Genomic DNA, 23495 nt, shown 5'->3' with positions numbered 1-23495 from the left:
TTTTTTGGTGCTCCGGTAACGGAATAAAGCAAAAAAGTGCATAACTTTCTGTTTTTTTTACCGTTGAAACGCTTACAGAACGCAGTATAGAATATTAACCAGACATTAAAACGCATACATAACTGTACGGATCACTTTGATTCCGCTTACAAAAAGGAGAGGCAGCAATGAGTTTATTTACAGTCGGTTCATTTCTATTTTTTACAGGTATGGTAGCCGTAATCTCCTACCTAGTAACGAGAAAGGAAGATTTAGCAACACAGGATGGATATTTTCTAGGAGGAAGAAGCCTAGGCGCATGGGTCATTGCAGGCTCATTGATGCTGACGAATCTATCAACCGAACAATTAATAGGTTTGAATGCTCAGGGGTATTCAGACACCATTGCGGTTATGGGTTGGGAAGTTGGTTCAGCCATCTCGCTTGTGATCGTCGCTTTCTTCTTATTGCCTCGGTATCTTAAAGGTGGTATTACGACGATTCCGGATTTTCTAGAGGAACGGTATGATTTTGGCACTAAACAAATTGTTACCATTCTCTTTCTTTTTGGATATGTTTTCAACTTGCTTCCACCTATTCTTTATTCAGGGGCGGTAGCGCTAAATGGGCTTTTCAATATTCCAGAGGTGTTAGGACTTGGTCGAATGGCAAGTCTTTATGTAACCGTTTTTGCGATTGGGATTATTGGGGCAATTTATGCGATCTTCGGTGGTCTTAAAGCCGTTGCTGTATCAGATACGATTAATGGTATTGGCCTTTTAATCGGTGGGTTAATGATCCCAATTATCGGATTGTATGTACTGGGTGATGGATCAATACTCGGAGGATTTAGCACAATAGTTGAGGACTCTCCTGAGAAGTTAAATTCGGTAGGCGATAACAACAGTCCTGTTCCGTTTGGAACGATGTTTACGGGGATGCTTCTTGTTAATCTATTTTACTGGGGAACGGCTCAGCACATTATGCAGCGAGCGATTGCAGCTAAGAATTTGAAGGAAGGTCAGAAGGGCGTCTTGATTGCTGCCTTCTTAAAACTACTTGGACCTGTGTTTCTTATTTTACCTGGAATTATTGCCTTTAATATGTTTGGACCGGGTCTTGAACCAACGGATGCTTATCCGATGCTAGTGAATGAAGTATTACCAAAGCCGCTTGTTGGCTTCTTTGCAGCAGTGTTGTTCGGTGCAATTCTATCATCTTTTAACTCTGCTCTAAATTCATCGGTGACGCTCATTGCTCTTAACATTTATAAACCTTATTTTAATCCAAAAGCGCCAGACAAAATAGTTGTACGAAAAGGAAAATTCGTTGGAATTATTCTCGCTATTTTTGCAATGTGTATCGCTCCAATGATTGATAAAGTTCCTCAAGGGTTCTTTCAATATTTACAAATCGTAAACGGTTTCTATAACGTGCCGATTTTTACGATTCTCATTGTTGGGTATTTAACAAAACGCGTGCCTTCGATCGCAGCGAAGGTTTCCCTGTTTGTTTTCATATCGGTCTATGCGACAACTCAACTTATTTGGGATACAGGGATTCATTTCTTGCATATTCTTGGTATTTTGTTTGTGGCTTGTACGATTCTGATGCTCGTGATTGGAAAAATTGCGCCACGTGATAAGGACTTTGTGCTTGAAGAGAATGCGCAGGTGGATATGTCTCCATGGAAGCTACTGTATCCTGTAGGTATTGCAGCGACAGTAGCGATGATTATTATTTATACGTTGCTTTCACCAATTGGCATCATTTCGTAATGTTCCATTGGATTTCCATTTGATATAATAGGAACAATGTCAAATGGAGTGAAGGATGATGTGGGATGAGTAAGGCGAATGAGCCAATTGAATCGCTATATCACAGCGTTTACGAATCTCTAGAAAAGCTTCAAAAGGAAGTAAACGAGCAAGAAGAAAAGCTGGATCTTGTGGACCCAGCTGATATAGAAAAGCTTGATCGCACACAGTTTGCACTGCAATTGTCAAAGGATGTTCTGGAAAATTTCGTAGCTTCAGGGAAAAGCATGACCATTAATTATGACAAACGCTCGATTACAATTGAAGTAGCAAAATAGAACAGGACCGCGCTTAGGCGGTCCTGTTTTTCATTTCTGTAACGAAACATTTGTGTTCGTTCGGTATTTTCCTGGTGAAGTGCCTGTCACCTTTTTAAACACTTTATTAAAGTAATTGGCATTTTTGTACCCAATAAGAAGGGCGATATCCTCTGAAGAATATTTGGTATTCAATAGGAGCTCTTTTGCTTTTTTAATGCGAATATCTGTTAAATACTGTATAGGCGTTTGGTTCGTATATTCCTTGAACTGCCTAGTGAAATGATAACGAGACATGCCGGATGAAGCCGCCATTTCATCTGGGCCGATTTCTTCACTATAATGATTCATTGCATACATCGAAGATTCCACGATTGCCTCAGGCCACTCAGACAGCCGTTTTTCTAGATTTGAACAGTACGTATAAAGCATCATTGTGAATTGATAAGCCTTACCGGAAGCTTGGTGAGCATTAGAAATCTGTCGGTTTGAAGCCATACTTAATAGATTAAGTAAGTAGTGAACCGGCTCCGAATTTGGTTGGAAATGGATAATGTGTCCAATTTGATTTTGAATTTCATCCCAATACTTTTTCACGACATCTCCGTAGAGAGTAAGGTATATAAACTCCCAGCGATCACTATCTTCAGGTAAATAGTAGCGGTAGTCACCTGGAATATTTACGATAAATCCCTGACCAGGTGTTAATTCATGACTTTGTCCATCAATGTCGATGCAGCCCTTACCAGAGATCGTATATTGAAATATATATTTTCCGGTATCACGTCTATTCGTCCCGTCCCAATCGTAGAGAGAAGTGGTTTGTTCATCCCATCCTAGTGACCAGATTTGGGCGATGTTCTGAAGTGTAGGATCTGAAAAACGATAGCCGTAAGATCCGTATTGTAATGGCTTTTCTTCCATATGACCCCTCCTTAACAAGCAAAATAGTACCATTTGTCTAATGAGAACGTACAGATGAATCATACTCTAAATAGCATTTTAGCTTATATAGGAAGAGAAGTCTAAGCAATAAAAGGCATTATTTTTAAATTTATTTACCATTGATCAGATATAGGGATTTTTTTAAACTAGATGTGGATACGAAAACGAGGATGTGAAAACGTTTTCGATTAGAAGACGGAGGTAAGTATATGCCAGTCATGATTAATGATCAAACACTTCAGTTTCACTTACAAGGAAAAGACGTCAGCTATGTATTTCATGTTATGAAAAATGGGCAGCTCGGACAGCTGTATTTTGGGAAGAAAATCCGAAATCGATCAGATTTCAGCCATTTATCTAAACGAGAATCTAGAGTGACTTCCTCTTACGTGTACGATGATGACTCAACCTTTTCATTAGATTTAATTAAACAGGAATATCCAGGGTATGGAACGTCAGACTATCGAGAGCCTGCTTTTCAAATCGAACATCCAGATGGAAGTCGTATTTCAGATTTCACCTATCAATCATATGAACTAATAAAAGGAAAACCTCGTTTATCAGGTTTACCCGCTACATATGTTGAGGACGATGGGGAGGCAGATACGTTAGTGATTCATATGTACGATAAAGTGACGAATCTGTCTCTTTCCTTGATGTACTCTGTCTACCATGGAAGAAATGTCATCACTCGCTCTGCGTTGTTTACAAATCATGGAGAAGAGACTCACGTAATCAAACGAGCACATAGTGCCTCAGTTGATTTTCCAGATGCGGACTATGAAATGATTCAGCTATCAGGTTCGTGGTCGAGAGAGCGTCATATGTCCGAACGGAAGCTTAGCCCAGGTATTCAAAGCATTCAAAGTACTCGTGGAACTAGTAGTGCACAGCACAATCCGTTTCTTGCATTAAAAAGACCAATGACAACGGAACATACTGGAGAAGTCTACGGGTTTAGCTTCGTCTATAGTGGGAACTTCCAGGCGCAGGTTGAAGTGGATCACTATCAAACTGCAAGAATGACAATGGGAATTAATCCATTTGATTTCTCATGGACGTTAGGAAGTAGCGCTAGTTTTCAAACACCTGAAGTGGTGATGGCTTATTCCAAACATGGGTTAAATGAACTTAGTCAAACGTATCATGATCTCTATCAATCTCGTCTTGCACGTGGGAAGTGGCGTGATGCGGAACGTCCTGTTTTACTAAACAATTGGGAAGCAACGTATTTCGATTTCGATGAGAAAAAACTACTGAGCATTGCTGAAAAAGCGAAAGAAACAGGGGTCGAACTGTTTGTATTGGATGATGGATGGTTTGGTAAGCGAAATGACGATCGGACCTCTCTTGGCGATTGGTTTGTGGATTCTAAGAAACTTCCAGAAGGATTACCAAATCTTGCATCAAAGCTGAATGATATGGGGCTACTGTTTGGACTCTGGTTTGAACCTGAAATGGTATCGAAAGAAAGTGAACTCTATCAAAAACATCCAGATTGGGTCATTCAAGTACCTGGACGTTCAAATTCTATTGGGCGGCACCAGCTCGTCCTTGATTTTGCGAATCCGGAAGTGGTGGATTACATCTATGAACAGATGGCAACGATTTTAAATGAAGCGAACATTAACTATGTGAAGTGGGATATGAATCGCTACATGACGGAGATCGGTTCGCTATCGCTTCTGAAAAATCAGCAGGCGGAAGTACCACACCGCTATATTCTAGGTGTTTATGAGCTGTATGAACGTTTAATCGAAGCTTTTCCACACGTCCTGTTTGAATCATGTGCAAGCGGCGGGGCAAGATTTGATCCCGGTATGCTTTATTACGCCCCACAGGCGTGGACGAGTGATGACACAGATGCAATGGAGCGACTTAGCATTCAATATGGAACATCGTTGGTTTATCCGCTGAGCAGTATGGGAGCGCATGTATCAGCTGTGCCGAATCATCAGGTGAAACGAATTACGTCGCTTGAGACAAGAGCGAATGTCGCTTACTTTGGCGCGTTTGGGTATGAGCTCGACGTGACGAAGATGAATAAAGATGAGTTGAAGGAAATGACGGAGCAAATCCGCTGGTATAAAGAGAATCGCCAACTCCTTCAATACGGAGCATTCTATCGGTTAAGAAGTCCGTTTGAACAGAAAGGAAATGTCACTAGTTGGATGAGTGTATCAAGCGATCAAACGAAAGCTATCGTTGGTTATTATCAAGTACTTGCGGAGCCTAACCCCTCATTTAAACGCTTGTATTTGAAGGGGCTTGCTGCAGAGAAAGAATATGAAGTAAGTGGCTATGAAGGAACTTACTTGGGGGATGAATTAATGAACGCTGGAATTCAATTATCAAGCGGTTATGATGGATCACAAACGGGTGGTTTGGAAGAATCAGGAGATTTTTCTTCTCACGTATTTGTATTAGTCGAGACGGATCAGAATAATAGAGGTGGAGAAGTATGAAGAAACTTGAACAGGAATTTATTGAACAATTCGGAGAGGAAGGAGAGAGAGCTCTCTATTTTGCTCCTGGGCGAGTGAATTTAATTGGCGAGCATACGGATTATAACGGGGGACACGTCTTTCCATGTGCCTTAAGCGTTGGTACGTATGCTGTTGCAAGAAAACGTGAAGATCAGAAGGTCAGGTTTTATTCCATGAACTTTCCGAGTCATGGAATCATAGAATCTTCATTGGACTCGCTCATTTATAGCGACGAGGATGATTGGGCGAATTATCCGAAGGGGGTTATCGCTCTTTTTCAACAGGACTATTCGATACCGCAAGGCGTTGATATTGCCTACTACGGCAATATCCCAAATGGAGCCGGTCTATCATCGTCTGCATCAATCGAGCTAGCCACAGCTGTTGTCCTGAGGGATCTTTTTCATCTTTCAATTGAGATGGTTGAAATGGTAAAGCTTTCTCAAAAAGCAGAGAATGAGTTTGTTGGAGTTAATTGTGGAATTATGGATCAGTTTGCAATTGGTATGGGGAAAAAGGATCATGCAGTTCTTCTGAATTGTGACACGCTTACGTATAAGCAAACTCCTATCCGACTAGAAGATCATGCATTGATTATTGCGAATACGAATAAGCGTAGAGGACTAGCCGATTCGAAATATAATGAACGCCGCATGCAGTGTGAAGAGGCACTCAAAGCTTTGCAAGAAGAGCTTGACGTTACCTCGTTAGGTGATGTGACAGAAGAGCAGTTCGAAGCTTACAAGCATTTGATTATAGACGCTGAAACTCGAAAACGTGCGCGTCATGCGGTTTATGAGAATCGTCGCACGATGAAAGCCGTTAATTTTCTAAACGAAGGTGATGTTGAGGCATTTGGAAAGCTTATGAATGAATCGCATGTCTCATTACGTGATGATTACGAAGTAACAGGCAATGAATTAGACGCGATGGTGGAAGCTTCTTGGAAGGAAGGGGCCGTTGGGTCACGGATGACAGGCGCTGGTTTTGGAGGCTGTACGATTAGTATTGTGGAGAAGGATAATGTCGAGGCCTTCATTAAAAACGTTGGTGTAAGTTACAAACATCAAACAGGTCTTGAAGGAGATTTCTATGTTGTTGAAATCGGCGACGGTGCTCACAGGGTGGTGGAAGGAATATGAGGCATCAAAAGAAACCGAATATTTATTTAGAGATCGAGCGTCTTCTTCAATATGGTTTGCAAAAACAGCTAATCGAGATGGTTGATGCGGATTACGCTCGAAACGCTCTTCTACATCTTTTTGAATTAAATGGAGTTGAATCGTTTCCACATCCACCTGAAGAGCAGCTCGACACACCAACACCTATCCTTGAGAACATGCTGGATTATGCTGTGATAACAGGTTTAATAGAAGAAGACACCGTTACTGAGCGTGATCTGTTCGATTCTAAAATTATGAATACAATTGTTCCACGACCGTCAGAGGTCATACGTCAGTTTTATGAAGATTACAGGGACAGTCCAATTAAAGCGACAAGTACTTTCTATCAGCTTTCGAAGGATTCGCAATACATTCGAACGAACAGAATTGCGAAGAATGTACATTGGTATAGTAAGACTGAGTATGGTGACCTTGAGATGACGATCAACCTATCAAAGCCTGAGAAAGATCCTAAAGCGATCGCTGCGGCGAAAGCCAATCCATCTTTAGCCTATCCGAAATGCTTGCTTTGCAAAGAAAATGTTGGGTATGCTGGAAGACTTGATCATCCAGCGCGCGATCAGCATCGAATCATTCCAGTGAACCTTGAGGGAGAAAATTGGTACATGCAGTATTCTCCTTACGTTTATTACAATGAGCATGCAATCATTTTATCTGAGTACCATCGTCCGATGACAATCTCTCATGAAGGCTTTGATCGTTTGCTTCATTTTACTGAACAGTTCCCTCATTACTTTATCGGTTCCAATGCGGACCTTCCAATTGTCGGTGGATCGATCTTAAGTCATGATCATTTCCAAGGAGGGCATCATGAATTCCCAATGGCGAAAGCGGAGATTCAGGAAAAAGTTCACATTAACGGCTATCGGGATTTGACGATCGGGATTGTAAACTGGCCGATGTCCGTGCTTCGCTTGCGAGGAAAGAATCGGAAGCGTCTAACGGAGCTAGCGAATAAGATTCTAACGTCGTGGAGAGGGTATACTGATCGCGATGTCGCTTTAGTACATGAAACAGATGGAGAACCTCATAATACGATCACCCCAATCGCAAGAATGCGCGGAGATCAATTTGAGTTAGATCTTGTGTTACGAAATAATCGAACGAGCGCGAAACACCCAATGGGGATTTTTCATCCACATGAAGAAGTGCATCATATTAAGAAAGAAAACATTGGATTGATTGAAGTCATGGGTCTCGCTGTTCTACCTGGGCGTTTAGTAGACGAAATGGAAAAGCTCGCTTCTTATATAGAAGATCAACACCTTGATCGCGCATTACATGATGAAGTGGTAGCGAAGCATGTACCCTGGGCTAAAAAGGTGATAAAGAAACACAGATCCCTTTCGAAGGATCAGTTACGAGACACGCTTAGACATGAAATCGGTGTCGCCTTCTCGACTGTTCTAGAACATGCGGGAGTATTTAAACAAGATGAAGCGGGTCAGCAAGCGTTTAGACGTTTCATAAACCAAGTGACTAACTAAATAGACCAAATAAGTCGTTACCATAAAGGTAGCGGCCTTTTTTGTAGTTCGAACCCCATCACTCCTTCGTTTCTGGTGTCTCAACGTTATGTTGTATATAATGAAACCTGAAACGAATGAGCCATTTTACGCTAAGGTATCCATAGATTTACTACGTTTGAAGGGAGGAGCCAAATGGATGAATTACTTTATCTAGGTGTTTTCCTCATCTACACCATTGTTATTCTTATCTTTGGGAAACACGGTTTCGATAAAACAGATGAGCTGAAAGGGTATTTTCTAGCGGGAAGAAATCTGCCTTTATTTCCGAGTATTGCGTCCTTCTGCGCGACTTGGTTTAGTGCAGCATCGCTTCTTGGTCTTCCGGGATTGATTTATGAAGGGGGAATGGCCGTTATTTGGACAACGGCAATCGCCTGGTTGCTTGGATTAATCGGCTTGTTTTTTATTTCAACAAAACTCTATACATATAACGTTGTAACGGTTCCAGAGTTTTTCTTAGTACGCTATGATTCAAAGCTACTGCAAATTTGGGTTGGGATTATTCTTAGTGTTAGTTATCTCTTATACGTTGTGATCCAAATCCGAGGCTTCGGTATTGTGGTTAGTCAAATGCTTGAAGTGCCTTATACGGTAAGTGTGTTTTTGATCTATATTTTTGTTCTCTACACGACGTTTGGAGGGCTACACTCTGTTGCACGCACGGATATTTTTCATTTCTGTTTAATCCTGTTTGGAACGATGCTAGGGGCTCTATTTATTGTGAGCGAAATAGGAGGGCTATCTGAATTTGTGACGGGGCTATCAACCATTGCTGACCGAAGCGGTAATTCTTATTTGACTCTGTTTCCTGAGGGAGGCTTATCGTTCTGGGCGTTAGTAAGTGCGTTCTTATCACTCGGCATTGGCGTTGCGGCAAATCCTCAATATGCTGTTCGGATTCTTTCGTCTCGATCGAAAGAAGTAGCGTTAAGTATGGTTATCACGAGTACGGTCTTTTTAGTTCTAATCTATTTTTCTATTTTTGTAATAGGTATAGGCTCAAGAGTATTGGATCCTAACGTTTCGTTTAGTAGCACAGATGAAATTTATCCTTTTATTATTACGTATTTACTCCAAACGCCTCTGAAGGGGGTTCTGCTTATTAGCGTTGTCGCTGCTGCTATTTCTACGGCTAATTCTCAGCTCCTTATAATGGCGACGAGCTTTGTGTATGATATCACGCTTCCGATCCGCAAGAAAAAAGCGATTGATCTAAAGGTGATTTCATGGACACGCTGGATGATTTTCATTTTTGCGACGTTTTCTCTCATTATCGCATTTACTCCACCAGAGGGAATCGTTCCATTTAGCGGACATATATGGGGGATCATTGCCGTTTCGTTGTTTTTCCCTTTATACGGGGGCCTGTACACGAAAGTGGCGAAACGAAATGCCCTTCGTTCATCTTTCGGAGGCTTAATCACCTATCTTATTGCCTTTCTTCTTATTCCACAGGAGGTTCAGTCAACTTATCATCCCGTTCTCCCATCCCTTGCAATAGCAGGACTTTTCTTCTTTTGGAAAGGGGGTAGATCTTCCTAATGCGTCATTCTATTGAACGTAAAATATTAGTCCCTTTCTTAATTATCGTTCTGCTACCGATCTTTATCATTGGTGCTGTATCGATGTGGTCGAGCTATCAGTCTGAGAAACAATTAAAACAGGCAACAGCTCAAGAACAGTTGATTAGTCTTAATCGCTATGCGGATAAGCTGGATGAACGTGTTCAGAACGGAAGTATGAGTGAAGAAGATGCGAAGTCATTGATCAAAATCATGATAAATGAAACGAAAGGTTTGTATATAGAAGAAGAGGATGGCACCCTATCTTCAGAGGGGGAAGTCGTTCAACCTAATGAAATAGATTGGTACAATGGAGAAGCTAACTCCAATTTATGGACAGAAAACACCGTGCTAACAGAGCAGCTAGAGCAGTGGAACTGGACACTTTATCATCCGCTAACATTCTCTTTCTATTCCGGATCACTCCCGAATATTCAAAAATATACGCTGTTAATTAGCATTTTTACAGGTGTGATTGCCGTTCAGTTTACGATTATTCTTTCTTATCATCTTTCAAAACCAATCAAAAACCTTGCTGCTTTTTGCAAAAGGATTGCTCTTGGAGAGAGAGAGGACGATCTTCATATGAAAGAAAATCGTAAAGATGAAATTGGCGTGCTTTCAACCTCTTTAAAAGAAATGGTGCAAACACTTGATGAAAGAAATGTCCAAATTGAGAAAATAAAGAAGTTGAATGAAACGATTTTGGATAGTGTTCACGTAGGCATCGTTCTTGTTATAGAAGGAGCTAGCTCTGTCTACAATGAAGCGGCTCAGACGATGATGAAAGAAGACCCTCTTTTAAGAGAGCGGTTTGAGAAATTAACGATTCACGAAACGAAAAAAAGAAGTGAAGAAATTTGGAATCATAAACGACATGAAGAGAAAGTGTTCTATGCGGTGAGTTATAAAGTCTTAAACACAACAGAAAAGCAGCGGTCCATTATTACATTTGAAGACATTACACATAGAAGAAAATTAGAGCAGCGCGTGGAGCGAATGTCTCGCCTTGCTTCATTAGGTGAAATGGCATCCGGAATTGCTCATGAAATTCGGAATCCACTAGCTGGCATTAAAACGACGACAGAGCTATTAACACGAAGACTTGAGTTGTCAGAAGATCAGCTTGCGTTGACAGAGAACATGATGTTGGATATTGATCGTGTGAATAAAATCATCACGAATATTCTCCAATTCTCAAGGCCAATGGACACGAATCCTTCTGTCATTCATGTAGATGATACGTTTCATTCACTTGTCTTACTGATGAAGACAATGGCGAGCGAAAAGAATGTCACGCTAGAGATTGAACGAAACGAAGATGAAATCATCGTAGACCGCGATCATGTTCGTCAAATTCTATTGAATTTAATTCTAAATGGTATCAACGCTATGCCTGATGGCGGCAAACTGATGCTTTCAAGTTACAAGAGCGGAGCGAATGTAACGATGACGGTGTCAGATAATGGCGTAGGTATGGAAGATTCTGTGATGGAGAAGATCTTTGATCCATTCTTTACTACTCGTTCTGAAGGAACAGGGCTTGGTTTGTCGATCGTCCATCAGCTAGTCGTTCAGAATAACGGGGAAATGGATGTAAGAAGTACCCTTGGAAAAGGCACGACGTTCTTTATCACATTTCCAACGAGGAAGGGGGAGGTTTAGATGGCTGTGAAAGTAGGGATTATTGACGACGAAACAACGCTTCGTCTTACACTCCAGATGTTTCTTGAAGATGAAGGTTATGAAGTGCGAGTCGCCTCAACGCTTGAAGAAGGCTGGACGCTAGTGGATGAATTTAGTCCTCAAGTGCTGCTATTAGATATTCGCTTACCTGATGGGAATGGTCTTGATTCCCTGAACAAGTGGAAAGAGCATTACCCCGAAATGGCTGTGATGATGCTGACGGCGTATGGTGATGCAAAGACGGCCGTTCGTGCGATCAAAGAAGGAGCTTTTGATTATTTAACAAAACCTTTTGAGCTCGAAGAACTGAAAATCACCCTGGAAAAATGGATGAAGCAGCACCATCTTGAAAAAGAAGTAGAGCGATATAGAGAAGAGGAGAGAAGAACCAAGCTCGTTCGAATGATCGGCGAAAGTGACCAAATGAATGAGTTGAAAGACAAAATTTCTCTTATTGCAGAAAGCAATGATACGACCGTGCTCGTTAGAGGAGAGACCGGGACAGGCAAGGAGCTTGTGGCAAGAAGCATTCATCAACAAAGTCATCGTCATGAAGGACCGTTTGTTGCGGTGAACTGTGCGAGTATACCTTCAGATCTCATTGAAATGGAACTTTTCGGTCGAGAAAAAAATAGTGCACCAGATCAATCTCAACCGAAGATCGGGTTAATGGAATGGGCAGATGGCGGAACACTATTTCTTGATGAAATCGGTGATTTATCACTCGATATTCAGGTAAAGCTTTTGCGCTTTTTAGAAGATAAGAAGATTAAGCGAATTGGCAGTGTGCACGATATTGAAATGGATGTTCGTGTGATTGCCGCAACGAACCGTTCCCTTGAAAAAATGATACAAGAGAAGGAGTTCAGGTCCGATCTTTATTATCGATTGAACGTCGTACCGGTGAAGCTACCTCCCTTACGTGAACGTGAGAATGATATTGTCATGCTAACAGACTATTTCCTAAATGAATTTTGTCAGCAAATGAGGAAAGAAACGCCAATGCTCCGAGCGGATGCGAAAAAGCGACTGTTGAACTATGATTGGCCGGGGAATGTTAGAGAGCTCAAAAATACGATCGAGCGCATTGCCATTTTACATCGAGAAGATGAGCTTGCCGCTCATCATTTTGACTTCTTGAACCCAGTTGAAGGACAAGTAGAAGGATCGAAATCAATTGAAGAGGTCGTCTTCGATCGAGATTTTTCATTAGAAGATCATATTGAATCAATCGAAAAGAAATATATTGAGAAAGCGATTCAAGATGCGAAGTGGAATATAACGCAGGCAAGTAAGCTGCTAGGCATCAGTCGGTATGCTCTACAGCGTCGAATCGATAAATATGATATAACATGAGCGAAATCGCCCGATATGGGCGGTTTTTTTGTGCGGAATCTTATAAAATTATCTGAAAATTACGTGATATCGTAGAGATAAGAGAAAAATGCATCGATTCATGTAACGGATGAATCATATAAAAAAGGGGGAATTTGATGGCTTCGAAAAATAAAGAACCATTATCAATAGAGAATCGTCCAACGAAAAGCAAGTGGGGCGTTATTCTTGGCGCGGCTTTCTTAATGGGTTCATCAGCTATTGGACCAGGTTTTCTAACCCAGACGGCTGTCTTTACCGAACAACTTCTAGCAAGCTTTGGATTTGTTATTCTAATGTCCATTATTTTAGATATTGGTGTACAAGCTAATATTTGGCGAATCATTGCTGTCTCTAAGAAGAAAGGACAGGACATTGCCAATATGGTTGTCCCTGGACTTGGCTATTTCCTTGCCTTCGCCGTAGCGCTTGGTGGACTGGCCTTTAATATCGGGAACGTCGGTGGTGCCGGACTTGGGATGAATGTTTTGTTTGGCATTGATCCACGTATCGGTGCGGCGATTACAGGCGTGATTACGATCGGGATTTTCCTTTCGAAGGAAGCTGGCGTAGCGATGGATAAAATCGCGCGAATCCTCGGTGGAATTATGATTTTACTTACATTGTACGTGGCGTTCCAAAGTAATCCACCAGTCGGAGATGCGATTACACATACATTTGCCCCAGATAAAATTGATGTGTTTGCGATTATTACATTAGTAGGTGGAACAGTTGGCGGTTATATTACGTTTGCAGGGGGACATCGCTTGCTTGATGCGGGGATTTCAGGTAAAGAAAACCTCCACCAGGTGACGAAAAGTTCCGTTTCAGGAATTTTAATTGCGTCGATTATGCGCGTCTTTCTATTCCTTGCGGTGTTAGGTGTTGTTGCAACAGGATTTAAACTAGATCCAGCTAACCCGCCTGCTTCTGTTTTCCAACAAGCTGCAGGGGCAATTGGTTATAAAATGTTTGGTATTGTTCTTTGGGCTGCGGGGATTACGTCAGTCGTTGGTGCGGCGTATACATCTGTATCATTCCTAAGAACGCTATCGAAGAAAGTGGATCGTCATCATTCCGGAGTAACGATTGGATTTATTGCCGTATCGACGATCATTTTCACCTTCATTGGAAAGCCGGTTCTGTTACTGATCCTTGCTGGAGCCTTTAACGGATTGATTTTACCTGTTGCTCTTGGAACACTGCTAGTAGCTGCTTATAAGAAATCAATCGTAGGAGATTACAAGCATCCGCTTTGGTTAACGATCTTTGGGGGGTTCGTCTTCCTTATTACAGCCTATTTAGCGATTGTTACGCTTATTGATAAAGTGCCACAGCTTTTTTCTTAATTGTTAGGAGGAACATGTGTGAAACTTGAATATTATCCCCTAGGTGATACGGGCATTCAGCTTGTATTTGGGACCGAAATATCAGAAGAAACGAATCAGAAAATAAGAATGTTTGCAGACGAACTAGCGCAGCACCCTATTAATGGAGTGGAAGAATGGGTGCCTGCTTACACAACATTAACGATCTATTATCTTCCAAGCAAAATTTCTTACAGTACACTGAAAGAAAAGCTTGAGGAAATGAACGAACAACAACATGGAAGAGAAGCAGAATCTGCTTCTCTTGTTTATATCATCCCAACCTATTATGGGGATGAAGTAGGATCCGATTTAGAATTTGTAGCGGAGCATAACGGATTAAGTAAAGAAGAAGTCATCTCAATTCACGCAGATAAAGATTACCTCATTTACATGATGGGCTTTGTCCCTGGATTTCCTTATTTGGGAGGAATGTCTGAAGAAATCGCAACGCCAAGACGTGAAAACCCACGTGCTGAGATAGAACCTGGATCTGTTGGTATTGCTGGAGCTCAAACGGGCGTCTATCCGCTAGAGTCACCAGGTGGCTGGCAGCTTATTGGACAAACGCCTGTTAAGCTGTATGACCCGACAAGTGAGTCTCCGATTTTATTAGAATCAGGACATTACTTACGTTTTGTTTCTGTTAGTAAAAAAGAATTTCTAGAAATTAAAGAAGCGATTAGGCGTGGAGAGTATGTTGTTGAAACCGAAGAGAAGAAGGTGGGATATCATGAAGTCAGTTGATTTAAATAGTGATTTAGGAGAAAGCTTTGGGGCGTACAAAATCGGCAATGATGAGAATGTTCTTCCTTTTATTTCATCAGCCAATATCGCGTGCGGTTATCATGCGGGAGATCATAATGTCATGATGAAAACAGTCGAGTTAGCAAAGTCTCTAGGGGTATCCATTGGTGCACATCCGGGATTTCCTGATCTTGGAGGGTTTGGCAGACGAGATATGAACGTGTCACCTGATGAGGTATATAACCTCGTCGCGTATCAAGTCGGTGCCATTCAGGGTGTTGCGAATGTCCATCAAGCCACTGTTTATCACGTGAAGCCTCACGGTGCGCTTTATAACAAAGCATCGAAAGACGCTGCTATTGCCAAAGCGATTGCAAACGCTATCTATGCCGTTAACCCGGACCTCGTTTTATACGGATTAGCAGGAAGCGAATTAGTGAAGGCAGGAAGAGCATGCGGGTTAACCGTTGCGGAAGAAGTTTTCGCTGATCGTACGTATCAACAAGATGGTACGTTGACTCCAAGAACGGAGCCGAATGCGATGATTCATGATGCGGACGAAGCTGTGGAACGAATCATTCGCATGATAACAGAAGGGAAAGTAACCGCCGTCAATGGCAGCGATATTAGTATTCAAGCTGATACGATTTGCGTGCACGGAGATGAGCCTGAGGCGCTGCTTTTTGTTCGGAAATTGAGAGAACGTATCGAGGAAAATGGAATAGAGATCAAACGTGTTGGAGTGAATGCCAGTGTCTAACTCACTATTTAAAGTGAAAAAATCAGGTCTTTTATCCACCATTCAGGACGATGGGCGAAAAGGATATCAGCAGTACGGCATTGTTGTATCAGGAGCTATGGATTCTTTTTCCATGAAAATTGCTAATTTTCTTGTTGGTAACAAAGGGAATGAAGCGGTTCTAGAAGTAACGGTTATGGGTCCTGTATTAGAAGTGTTAAATCGGGCTGTTATAGCAATCTGTGGCGGTAATCTTTCCCCAAAGGTGAACGGTGAAAAGGTGCAAATGTGGAAGAGCTTCGAAGTAAAAGAAGGGGATCAGCTTGAATTTGGGCAGCCGCTTTCAGGAGCAAGGTCATATATCAGCGTCGCAGGGGGCTACGATGTTCCATTCGTTATGGGTAGTAAGTCAACCTATTTAAAAGCAGGGATTGGCGGTATTGAAGGCCGAGCTCTTGAAAAAGGTGACGTGCTCTGTCGTGCAGAAGAAATCAAAGGAGTTAGCGGGCGTGCCCTTCATCCGGAAGAAATTCCTGATTATCATAAAGAGCTCGATATACGCGTTGTCATGGGCCCTCATGCTTTTACTGAAAAAGGGACCGATACCTTTCTATCTACACCTTATGAAGTGACGCCGCAATCAGATCGAATGGGCTTTCGCTTGAAAGGTGAGAAAATCGAGCACGCGGGCTCGGCCGATATTATTTCTGAAGCGATTCCGCTTGGCGGTATTCAGGTGCCTGCTAGTGGCGATCCAATCATTCTTATGTCTGATCGTCAGACAACCGGCGGTTATACACGAATCGCGACTGTTATCTCAAGTGACATTCCATATCTCGCTCAAGCGATGCCAGGTAGTACGATTCGTTTTCGTGAAGTAACTGTAGAAGAAGCGCAAGAAGCTTATGAAGAGAATGATCGTTTTATGCGTACGTTAGGTAAAGTGTCTAATCCCCGTCGATAAAGGAGAATACAACATGTTAAGTTCAAAAGAAATTATTGAAATGATTAAATATGTGGATGGTTCAACTGTAGATGAGGTTCATTATGAGCATGATAGCTTCGTAGTAAAAGTGAAAAACCAGAATCCTTACGGAGAAGGTCAAGTTAAAAGAGAAGAGCAGTCTGCTACTATCACACCAACGGCTGTAGAGGAGCGCGGTCAAGGTAATGTTATTCCGAGTCCAGACGAGGAAGAGATCTCAGAAAGCACTCATACTGTTACTTCCCCAATGGTAGGGATGTTCTACTCTTCACCTTCTCCTGATGATCCCGCCTTTATCCAAGTAGGGGATGCCGTTCAGGAAGAAACCGTTGTTTGTGTACTAGAAGCGATGAAGATGTTCAATGACGTGCAAGCAGATGTGAATGGAGAAATCATCGAAATTCTTGTGGAGAATGGTGACCTTGTTGAATTTGGTCAACCGCTATTCTTAGTAAAGCCAGAATAGGAGGGATCAGATGGGTATTCAGAAAGTACTAATTGCAAATCGAGGCGAGATCGCTGTTCGCATTATTCGCGCCTGCCACGAGCTAAACCTTACGGCTGTAGCGGTATATTCAGAGGCGGATCGAGATGCGCTTCATGTTCAATTAGCAGATGAGAGCTACTGTATTGGCCCAACTTCTTCAAGTGAAAGCTACTTAAATGTTGGAAATATCATGACGGTTGCCGTAAATAGCGGCGTAGATGCTATTCATCCGGGGTACGGTTTTCTTGCAGAAAATGCTAGTTTTGCAGAGATCTGCGAAGACTGTGACATTGCGTTTATTGGTCCTAGTAAAGAAGCCATTAATCGCATGGGAACGAAAGATGTTGCGCGAGCGACGATGGAAGAAGCAGGTGTTCCAGTTGTTCCTGGCTCAGACGGCATTATTGAAACGAAAGAAGAAGCGCTTGAGCTTGCGAATGAAATGGGCTATCCCATTATTATTAAAGCAACAGCAGGCGGTGGCGGCAAAGGAATTCGCGTCGTACATGAGGAAGAAGAACTGATTAAAGCGATTAACATGACGCAGCAGGAAGCAGAGAAAGCGTTTGGTAATCCGGGTGTCTATATTGAAAAGTTCATTGAGGATTTTCGCCATATAGAAATTCAAATTATCGCAGATTTGTATGGTAACGTGATTCATCTCGGTGAGCGAGACTGCTCGATTCAAAGACGTATGCAGAAGCTCGTTGAAGAAACACCTTCACCTGCTTTAGATCAATCGATACGTGAAGCGATGGGAGATGCAGCTGTTCGAGCAGCTAAAGCTGTGAACTACGCTGGGGCAGGAACGGTGGAGTTTATTTATGACGTTAATGGAAACTACTATTTCATGGAGATGAACACTAGAATTCAAGTGGAGCATCCCGTAACAGAGATGGTCACTGGCGTTGATTTGATTAAAGAACAAATTAAAGTGGCCGATGGTGAAAGACTTTCCCTCACACAGGATGAAGTGAGTTTGAAGGGATGGTCAATCGAATGCCGGATCAATGCAGAAGATCCTGAGAACGGTTTTATGCCATCACCTGGGAAAGTAGAAACGTATTTACCTCCAGGCGGTTTTGGCGTGAGAGTTGATTCAGCCGTATATCCAGGCTACATGATTCCTCCGTTCTATGATTCGATGGTAGCGAAGCTTATTACATATGGCGCTACTCGTGAGGAAGCGATGCAGCGTATGAAGCGGGCACTCAGTGAATTTATGATCAAAGGTGTGAAAACAACGATTCCCTTTCATCAAAAATTACTAAGGCATGAGAAGTTCGTTGAAGGTGATTTTAATACAAAGTTTCTTGAGATCTATAAAGAGCTATAAAGGAGATGACGTGTTGGAACCCTATACACAGCGACAGCAGTATCGTGAAAATCTAGATAGTGGAACGACCTCAGGTAAATGTGATGGTTACTTACAGGCAAATATGATTACACTTCCGGCCGAGTATGCGTTCGAGTTTCTTCTATTTTGTCAGCGCAACCCAAAGCCTTGCCCTGTCGTGGATGTTCTTGAGGCAGGTCAGGTTACGCCGCGTATCGCTGATGCTGATATTCGAACAGATTTGCCGAAGTATCGCATTTATAAAAATGGCGAGCTAGAAAGGGAAGTACTTGATTTAAAAGACGTCTGGCAAGATGATTTCGTTACATTTCTGTTAGGGTGTAGCTTTACGTTTGAGCGAGCGCTCGTTGAAAAAGGGATCAGCTTATTGCATCAGGAAATGAACCGCGTTGTTCCGATGTATCAAACGACGATTCCTTGTGAAGACGCGGGTCGCTTCAATGGGGAGATGGTTGTAAGCATGAGAGCGATTAAGAAAGAAGAGCTCGATGAAACGATACGCATCACATCGAAGTTTCCGCTTGCGCACGGAGCGCCGATTCATGTGGGCCATCCATCAGAAATAGGAATTGAAAACATAGAGAATCCGGATTACGGGGAATTTACCCCTTTTGACGAAGAAGAGCGAATCCCGGTTTTCTGGGCGTGTGGCGTTACACCTCAATATGTTGGGTTAAACGTGAAGCCTGAGATGATGGTCACGCATGCGCCAGGACACATGCTCATTACCGATCAAAAAGAATAGCAGCCAGTATTTTGATGAAAGAAGTTCGATTCGTTAGCGCAGTAAATAAGCTGTACTAGCGATTGAACTTTTTTTAGATTATCTGCGTTATGAGAGAGTAGGTTATTTAGATCATATGATTAAATGAAAGAGATCGATTGAACGTTTCGCCAAAAGTGGGAGGGATGTGAAGCATGACAATTGTTAGCTTCTTACTTATTGGTTGGATCTTAAGCTGGTTTAAATTTGAGCAGCTATTTATTCAAGCCTTTCAAGAGCTTTTTAATAAAACGATTACGAAAGCAAGCTACTACTTTATTTTTTTCTGTATCGGTTTGATCGGAGATATTGTGCTGCTATTGAATGGAACTTTTTTTGAAATGATGTAGTTCTAGATAAAGGGGAGAGCACGAAATGGTGAGAAGATCAATTGGGGATATAGCTGGGTTATACAGTCTATTATTAGCACTCGGAGCCATTTCGACAGGCGTCATATGTTAGCTATCTAGGGCATTTTTTCTAGTTATCCACCGGAATGGCAGCGGATTCTCCCTTTCCAACATTGGGTAGCGATTGCCCTTATTACGATCGTATTGTTTGAGCTTGGCAATGTTCCGGCGTGGATAATCAGCTTTACTAGGAAGCATAGCAAATCCTATCACTTCTCTCTTCTTATGGGAGCGGCACTGCTTTTCTGTATCGTGTTGCAAGTGGTATTGCTCGGGGAATGGTACTTAGCATCCGTTGAGCTATTGCTTTTAAGTCTGATCGGAATGACGCTAGGTTCTTTTGTCTTTCGATTTTCAAAAGAATAAATCTTAGTGAAAAGCCACTTCCAAAATAGGAATGGCTTTTTTATTTTATAACTTTACAATGACAAAATAACGTATAAGTGAAAAAATGGAAAGAGGAGGTGTTAACTATAATGACAAAATCTAATCGGCTTTCTGTTGTGATGTTTTGTCTCATATTGATCAGTATAGGAACAGTGATGATCTTTATTTATTGGCGAGATGACTACGCGTATTCAAGCGAAATTGTGCTCGGGTGTTTAGGTGTTTTTTTTCTTTCTATTTTGTACTTTGTAGTTTTAACTATTTGGAAAATGAGACTGCTAAACAAGTACGAATTAAAAGAGAGGGCAGGCACATTTCTCAAATGGTTTGCGGGTCTAAGCGTTATGAATCTATTGTTCTCATATTTTACTTCATCGGAGATAACCGGATATGAATTTTTCACCTCATTTGGACTAGCGATGGGCATCGCGTTTAGTGATGTGATGTTTCTCAAAAAGAAATCTTATTAGATAAACATTGAAATTTATTTTAAAAGGAGAATACATAATGAATGTTGCCCTTCGATTGGTTAATAAAGAAGATCTTCCGTTGATTCAAAAGTACGTCTCCTCTGAAGCCGTTTCTAGGATGACAAATGTTCCTGATCCCTACCCTCCCAATGGTGCAGAAGAGTGGTTTGCGATCGTATCAGAAGAACATAAAGCAGGAAAGCATTACCCATTCGCCATCGTCATTGATGGTGAATTCGCTGGAAGTATTTCAGTCAGACGTGAAAGGGAGGGCGTTGGTGCGATCGATTATTGGGTGGCACCACCTTTTTGGAAGCGGGGCATTGGTACAAAAGCAGCTGAGCAAGCGATCGAGTTTGGGAAAAAAGAACTTGGCTTCACCATGTTCGAAACGGTCTGTCTTGTTGAAAATAGAGGATCTGCAAGGGTGCTTGAAAAGGTTGGGTTTCAGCAAGGGAAGAAATTTCAAATTCGAATTGGAGAAAAGCATGAGGGTAAAATGGCGAGGACGTACCATTTGAATTCATTATTTTCTAGTCTATAAATAGAGACAGTCTGATAATCTTATCAATTTTAGTAGGCTATGGATGAAAACCTTAAATATAGGTCAAGGAACTCCTAAAGGAGTTCTTTTTTTTAGTTATCTTGATTGTAAATAAAGAGAAACAAACGAACAATCGGGCTAATAACTTAAGAGCAGTACTTGGAAATAAATTATATAATTATCATTTATTATCAATTTATAGGATGTTATCAACGATCATAATATTACCGTTTTTAAATCACGACGTTGTACATAAACTGTCCGACAATTTGGGATGAAAGCGTAATCATTACGTGTGTGATGGGTGCTACAATAAATATTGAAAGGGGGGCTACAGTTGTCAAGTAGTGATAGAAGCAAGCTGATTTTGGAGGAATTATTTAGTAATCCAAGGATCACTAGTATGGCTTTAGAGAAGAAATATAACTTAACTCGTAGACAGCTTGGTTACAGCGTTAACAAAGTGAATGAATGGCTGATGACTAAGGACCTTCCGGTAATCGAACGAACAAGACAGGGGCACTTCATCATTGATCAAGAGGTTTTTACGACTCTTACCGGTGATGAGAAAGAACCTTCTATAACAACCGCAGTCCTACCAGAGAAGCAACGAGTGTATCTCATTATATTGATGCTGTTAAGTTACGAGGAAGAGCTTTCACTGAATCATTTTACAAGCGAACTAGCGGTAAGTAAGAATACGGTGTTAAGTGATATGAAGCAGGTTCAATCTTTTCTAGATGACTATCATTTGATTATTCGATATTCCAGGAAAAGCGGTTACGTGTTGGAAGGGAAAGAGTTTCAAATTCGTAAGCTACTCATTAATGTTACTTATATGTTGCTTCAATATCACGGGGGAACTGTGATTTTGAAGAATTTAGCTCAGATTGAAGAAAGTGAAGTCGATGAGTTTATGAAACGAATTGAGAAGATTGAGAGTACATTGAACTTGAAATTTACGGATGAAAAGATCGGTACGATGCCATATGTTTTCATTTTGATTCTAAAACGAATTCAACATGGTCGGATACTCCAATCATTTTCAATCAAATATGAAAATTTATCTAATACAAAGGAATATCAGGCTACAGAAGAAATATTCCGTCATTCCAATGATGAAATACCAGTGGAAGAAAGATTGTTTTGTACACTGCACTTATTAACATCGAATGTATATTGGTCTGAATATCTAACCGAAGCTGATACGATTCCAGACTTAGTACCTGCAATCGATACGATGCTCCAGCTTTTTGAGAAGAGTACGTGCATTTATTTTCAAAACAAGGAGCAATTACTAAATAACTTATTACAGCATATTAAACCAGCCTATTATCGCATCAAATACCACCTTACTGACACCATAGAGGTTCATAAATCCTTGAGTAACGAATTCAAGGAATTACATCATTTGATAAAACGGTGTATTGGGCCACTCGAAAAATTAATAGGTAGTAAAGCCCCTGAGAATGAAACTGCGTATATCACAATGTTAATTGGCGGATGGATGAGAAAACAGGGCGATAGCATTGAGAAGAAAACAAAAGCAATTGTCGTATGTCCACAAGGTGTCTCTGTATCAGGACTTATGTTTAATGAGTTAAGAGAGTTATTTCCGGAATTTGTATTTCTTGATTCATTATCAGTACGAGGGTTTCAAGAGTACGATCTAGATTACGATGTTGTCTTCTCACCGACATTTCTTGAAACAGAAAAGAAGTTGTTTGTCTCAAAAGCTTTTCTAGGCGGCGATGAGAAATATCGTTTACGAAAGCAAGTCATGTTAGAACTATATGGTTACATTCCAAACGATATAAACGTGAACCATCTTATCGATATTATTAGAAATCATACGGTGATAAATAATGAAGAAGAGCTTACCCGAGATCTACAATCGTATATCAACCGCGAGGAAGAATCCTCAGTGAAACACACTGTGAAAAAGCTGGATAGTCATTTACATGAACTCATCCTCCCCGAGTATATTACGAAGAGAAAATCAGTTGGTTCATGGGAAGAAGCGATTCGAATTAGCTCAGAGCCTTTGATGCGGAAAGGTCATATTGAACCTAAATACGTAGAGGCGATGCTTCATCGGACAAGTGAGGATCCATATATCGTTATAGGCTCAAACGTTGCAATCCCCCATGCAGCTCCTGATGAAGGTGTGAACGAAGTTGGAATGAGTTTATTGAAATTAGAAAATGGAGTAGCTTTTACTTCGGAATACAAAATCAACCTGGTTATTGTCATCGCAGCCGTAGACAAGCAGAAACATATCCATGCGTTGATGCAACTTATGAAGCTTGCTGGTTCTGAAGTTGATCGAAATCGAATGATTCACTCTGATTCAGTTGAGGAGATTCATGAAATAATCAAAAGCTATTCTAAAGATTAGAACGTTGTATCTGAAAAAGTTA

General features: G+C 41.3%; 20 protein-coding genes. 19 read left to right on the top strand and 1 reads right to left on the bottom strand.

The window, feature by feature from the left end; all coding sequences use genetic code 11:
- Positions 1 to 167 precede the first annotated feature (167 nt).
- Positions 168 to 1757, top strand: a complete 1590-nt coding sequence (locus Q4550_RS02820; protein WP_303530198.1) for a solute:sodium symporter family transporter — start codon at positions 168 to 170, stop codon at positions 1755 to 1757.
- Between the two features lie 65 nt (positions 1758 to 1822).
- Positions 1823 to 2074 carry a hypothetical protein gene (locus Q4550_RS02815; protein ID WP_303530196.1) on the top strand — a complete coding sequence of 84 codons (252 nt, stop codon included), beginning with the start codon at positions 1823 to 1825 and terminating at the stop codon, positions 2072 to 2074.
- Between the two features lie 30 nt (positions 2075 to 2104).
- Here the strand turns inward: Q4550_RS02815 and Q4550_RS02810 are convergent, their stop codons facing one another.
- Entirely contained in the window at positions 2105 to 2977 is an 873-nt protein-coding gene (locus Q4550_RS02810; RefSeq protein ID WP_303530195.1) for an AraC family transcriptional regulator, read from the bottom strand.
- Between the two features lie 230 nt (positions 2978 to 3207).
- On the opposite strand from Q4550_RS02810, the gene Q4550_RS02805 reads away from it, so the two are divergent.
- The 17 genes from Q4550_RS02805 to Q4550_RS02725 all read left to right on the top strand — a co-directional run bounded on the left by Q4550_RS02805 (position 3208) and on the right by Q4550_RS02725 (position 23473).
- A complete protein-coding gene (locus Q4550_RS02805) occupies positions 3208 to 5463 on the top strand; it encodes an alpha-galactosidase (RefSeq protein ID WP_303530194.1) in 2256 nt (751 codons plus the stop codon).
- Entirely contained in the window at positions 5460 to 6626 is a 1167-nt protein-coding gene (locus Q4550_RS02800; protein WP_303530193.1) for a galactokinase, read from the top strand. The genes Q4550_RS02805 and Q4550_RS02800 overlap by 4 nt, the downstream gene beginning before the upstream one ends.
- Positions 6623 to 8155, top strand: a complete 1533-nt coding sequence (gene galT, locus Q4550_RS02795; protein ID WP_303530191.1) for a UDP-glucose--hexose-1-phosphate uridylyltransferase — start codon at positions 6623 to 6625, stop codon at positions 8153 to 8155. Before Q4550_RS02800 ends, galT begins: the two co-directional genes overlap by 4 nt.
- 174 nt (positions 8156 to 8329) lie before the next feature.
- Positions 8330 to 9739: a sodium:solute symporter family protein gene (locus Q4550_RS02790; protein WP_303530190.1), complete on the top strand. Its 1410-nt coding sequence runs from the start codon at positions 8330 to 8332 to the stop codon at positions 9737 to 9739.
- Positions 9739 to 11424, top strand: a complete 1686-nt coding sequence (locus tag Q4550_RS02785; RefSeq protein ID WP_303530188.1) for a sensor histidine kinase — start codon at positions 9739 to 9741, stop codon at positions 11422 to 11424. Before Q4550_RS02790 ends, Q4550_RS02785 begins: the two co-directional genes overlap by 1 nt.
- On the top strand, positions 11425 to 12801 hold the full coding sequence (locus Q4550_RS02780; RefSeq protein ID WP_303530186.1) for a sigma-54-dependent transcriptional regulator: 1377 nt from the start codon (positions 11425 to 11427) through the stop codon (positions 12799 to 12801).
- A gap of 137 nt (positions 12802 to 12938) precedes the next feature.
- Positions 12939 to 14168 (top strand): NRAMP family divalent metal transporter, encoded by a 1230-nt coding sequence (locus Q4550_RS02775; RefSeq protein WP_371018118.1) that lies wholly within the window; start codon positions 12939 to 12941, stop codon positions 14166 to 14168.
- Positions 14169 to 14186: 18 nt separating this feature from the next.
- Entirely contained in the window at positions 14187 to 14933 is a 747-nt protein-coding gene (pxpB, locus tag Q4550_RS02770) for a 5-oxoprolinase subunit PxpB (protein ID WP_303530185.1), read from the top strand.
- Positions 14920 to 15693 (top strand): LamB/YcsF family protein, encoded by a 774-nt coding sequence (locus Q4550_RS02765; protein ID WP_303530184.1) that lies wholly within the window; start codon positions 14920 to 14922, stop codon positions 15691 to 15693. The genes pxpB and Q4550_RS02765 overlap by 14 nt, the downstream gene beginning before the upstream one ends.
- Positions 15686 to 16636, top strand: a complete 951-nt coding sequence (locus Q4550_RS02760; protein ID WP_303530183.1) for a 5-oxoprolinase subunit C family protein — start codon at positions 15686 to 15688, stop codon at positions 16634 to 16636. The genes Q4550_RS02765 and Q4550_RS02760 overlap by 8 nt, the downstream gene beginning before the upstream one ends.
- 13 nt (positions 16637 to 16649) lie before the next feature.
- Positions 16650 to 17123, top strand: a complete 474-nt coding sequence (gene accB, locus Q4550_RS02755) for an acetyl-CoA carboxylase biotin carboxyl carrier protein (protein WP_303530182.1) — start codon at positions 16650 to 16652, stop codon at positions 17121 to 17123.
- Between the two features lie 10 nt (positions 17124 to 17133).
- Positions 17134 to 18480, top strand: coding sequence for an acetyl-CoA carboxylase biotin carboxylase subunit (accC, locus tag Q4550_RS02750; RefSeq protein WP_303530180.1), 1347 nt, complete (start codon positions 17134 to 17136; stop codon positions 18478 to 18480).
- A gap of 13 nt (positions 18481 to 18493) precedes the next feature.
- The gene (locus tag Q4550_RS02745) at positions 18494 to 19246 is read left to right on the top strand and encodes a putative hydro-lyase (RefSeq protein ID WP_306558319.1); all 753 of its coding nucleotides are present in this window, start codon (positions 18494 to 18496) and stop codon (positions 19244 to 19246) included.
- 173 nt (positions 19247 to 19419) lie between these two features.
- Positions 19420 to 19614 (top strand): hypothetical protein, encoded by a 195-nt coding sequence (locus tag Q4550_RS02740; RefSeq protein ID WP_226616210.1) that lies wholly within the window; start codon positions 19420 to 19422, stop codon positions 19612 to 19614.
- 536 nt (positions 19615 to 20150) lie between these two features.
- A complete protein-coding gene (locus tag Q4550_RS02735) occupies positions 20151 to 20531 on the top strand; it encodes a hypothetical protein (RefSeq protein WP_303530175.1) in 381 nt (126 codons plus the stop codon).
- 37 nt (positions 20532 to 20568) lie between these two features.
- Positions 20569 to 21075, top strand: coding sequence for a GNAT family N-acetyltransferase (locus Q4550_RS02730; RefSeq protein WP_303530173.1), 507 nt, complete (start codon positions 20569 to 20571; stop codon positions 21073 to 21075).
- Between the two features lie 337 nt (positions 21076 to 21412).
- The gene (locus tag Q4550_RS02725) at positions 21413 to 23473 is read left to right on the top strand and encodes a BglG family transcription antiterminator (protein WP_303530171.1); all 2061 of its coding nucleotides are present in this window, start codon (positions 21413 to 21415) and stop codon (positions 23471 to 23473) included.
- The last annotated feature ends 22 nt before the right edge of the window (positions 23474 to 23495 follow it).

This window comes from Anaerobacillus sp. 1_MG-2023 (assembly GCF_030547345.1).
Taxonomy (GTDB): Bacteria; Bacillota; Bacilli; order Bacillales; family Guptibacillaceae; genus Guptibacillus; species Guptibacillus hwajinpoensis_B.
The sequence above is the reverse complement of the archived record's forward strand: the minus strand, read 5'-3'. Positions and strand labels throughout refer to the sequence as shown.

Excerpts from the sequence above, each read along its gene's own strand:
- Q4550_RS02780 (WP_303530186.1), top strand. The coding sequence starts at position 11,425 with ATGGCTGTGAAAGTAGGGATTATTGACGACGAAACAACGCTTCGTCTT.
- Q4550_RS02805 (WP_303530194.1), top strand. The coding sequence starts at position 3,208 with ATGCCAGTCATGATTAATGATCAAACACTTCAGTTTCACTTACAAGGA.
- accB (WP_303530182.1), top strand. The coding sequence starts at position 16,650 with ATGTTAAGTTCAAAAGAAATTATTGAAATGATTAAATATGTGGATGGT.
- Q4550_RS02735 (WP_303530175.1), top strand. The coding sequence starts at position 20,151 with ATGACAAAATCTAATCGGCTTTCTGTTGTGATGTTTTGTCTCATATTG.
- Q4550_RS02820 (WP_303530198.1), top strand. The coding sequence starts at position 168 with ATGAGTTTATTTACAGTCGGTTCATTTCTATTTTTTACAGGTATGGTA.
- Q4550_RS02810 (WP_303530195.1), bottom strand. The coding sequence starts at position 2,977 with ATGGAAGAAAAGCCATTACAATACGGATCTTACGGCTATCGTTTTTCA.
- Q4550_RS02790 (WP_303530190.1), top strand. The coding sequence starts at position 8,330 with ATGGATGAATTACTTTATCTAGGTGTTTTCCTCATCTACACCATTGTT.
- Q4550_RS02800 (WP_303530193.1), top strand. The coding sequence starts at position 5,460 with ATGAAGAAACTTGAACAGGAATTTATTGAACAATTCGGAGAGGAAGGA.
- Q4550_RS02815 (WP_303530196.1), top strand. The coding sequence starts at position 1,823 with ATGAGTAAGGCGAATGAGCCAATTGAATCGCTATATCACAGCGTTTAC.
- Q4550_RS02775 (WP_371018118.1), top strand. The coding sequence starts at position 12,939 with ATGGCTTCGAAAAATAAAGAACCATTATCAATAGAGAATCGTCCAACG.
- accC (WP_303530180.1), top strand. The coding sequence starts at position 17,134 with ATGGGTATTCAGAAAGTACTAATTGCAAATCGAGGCGAGATCGCTGTT.
- Q4550_RS02785 (WP_303530188.1), top strand. The coding sequence starts at position 9,739 with ATGCGTCATTCTATTGAACGTAAAATATTAGTCCCTTTCTTAATTATC.
- Q4550_RS02730 (WP_303530173.1), top strand. The coding sequence starts at position 20,569 with ATGAATGTTGCCCTTCGATTGGTTAATAAAGAAGATCTTCCGTTGATT.
- Q4550_RS02765 (WP_303530184.1), top strand. The coding sequence starts at position 14,920 with ATGAAGTCAGTTGATTTAAATAGTGATTTAGGAGAAAGCTTTGGGGCG.
- galT (WP_303530191.1), top strand. The coding sequence starts at position 6,623 with ATGAGGCATCAAAAGAAACCGAATATTTATTTAGAGATCGAGCGTCTT.
- Q4550_RS02740 (WP_226616210.1), top strand. The coding sequence starts at position 19,420 with ATGACAATTGTTAGCTTCTTACTTATTGGTTGGATCTTAAGCTGGTTT.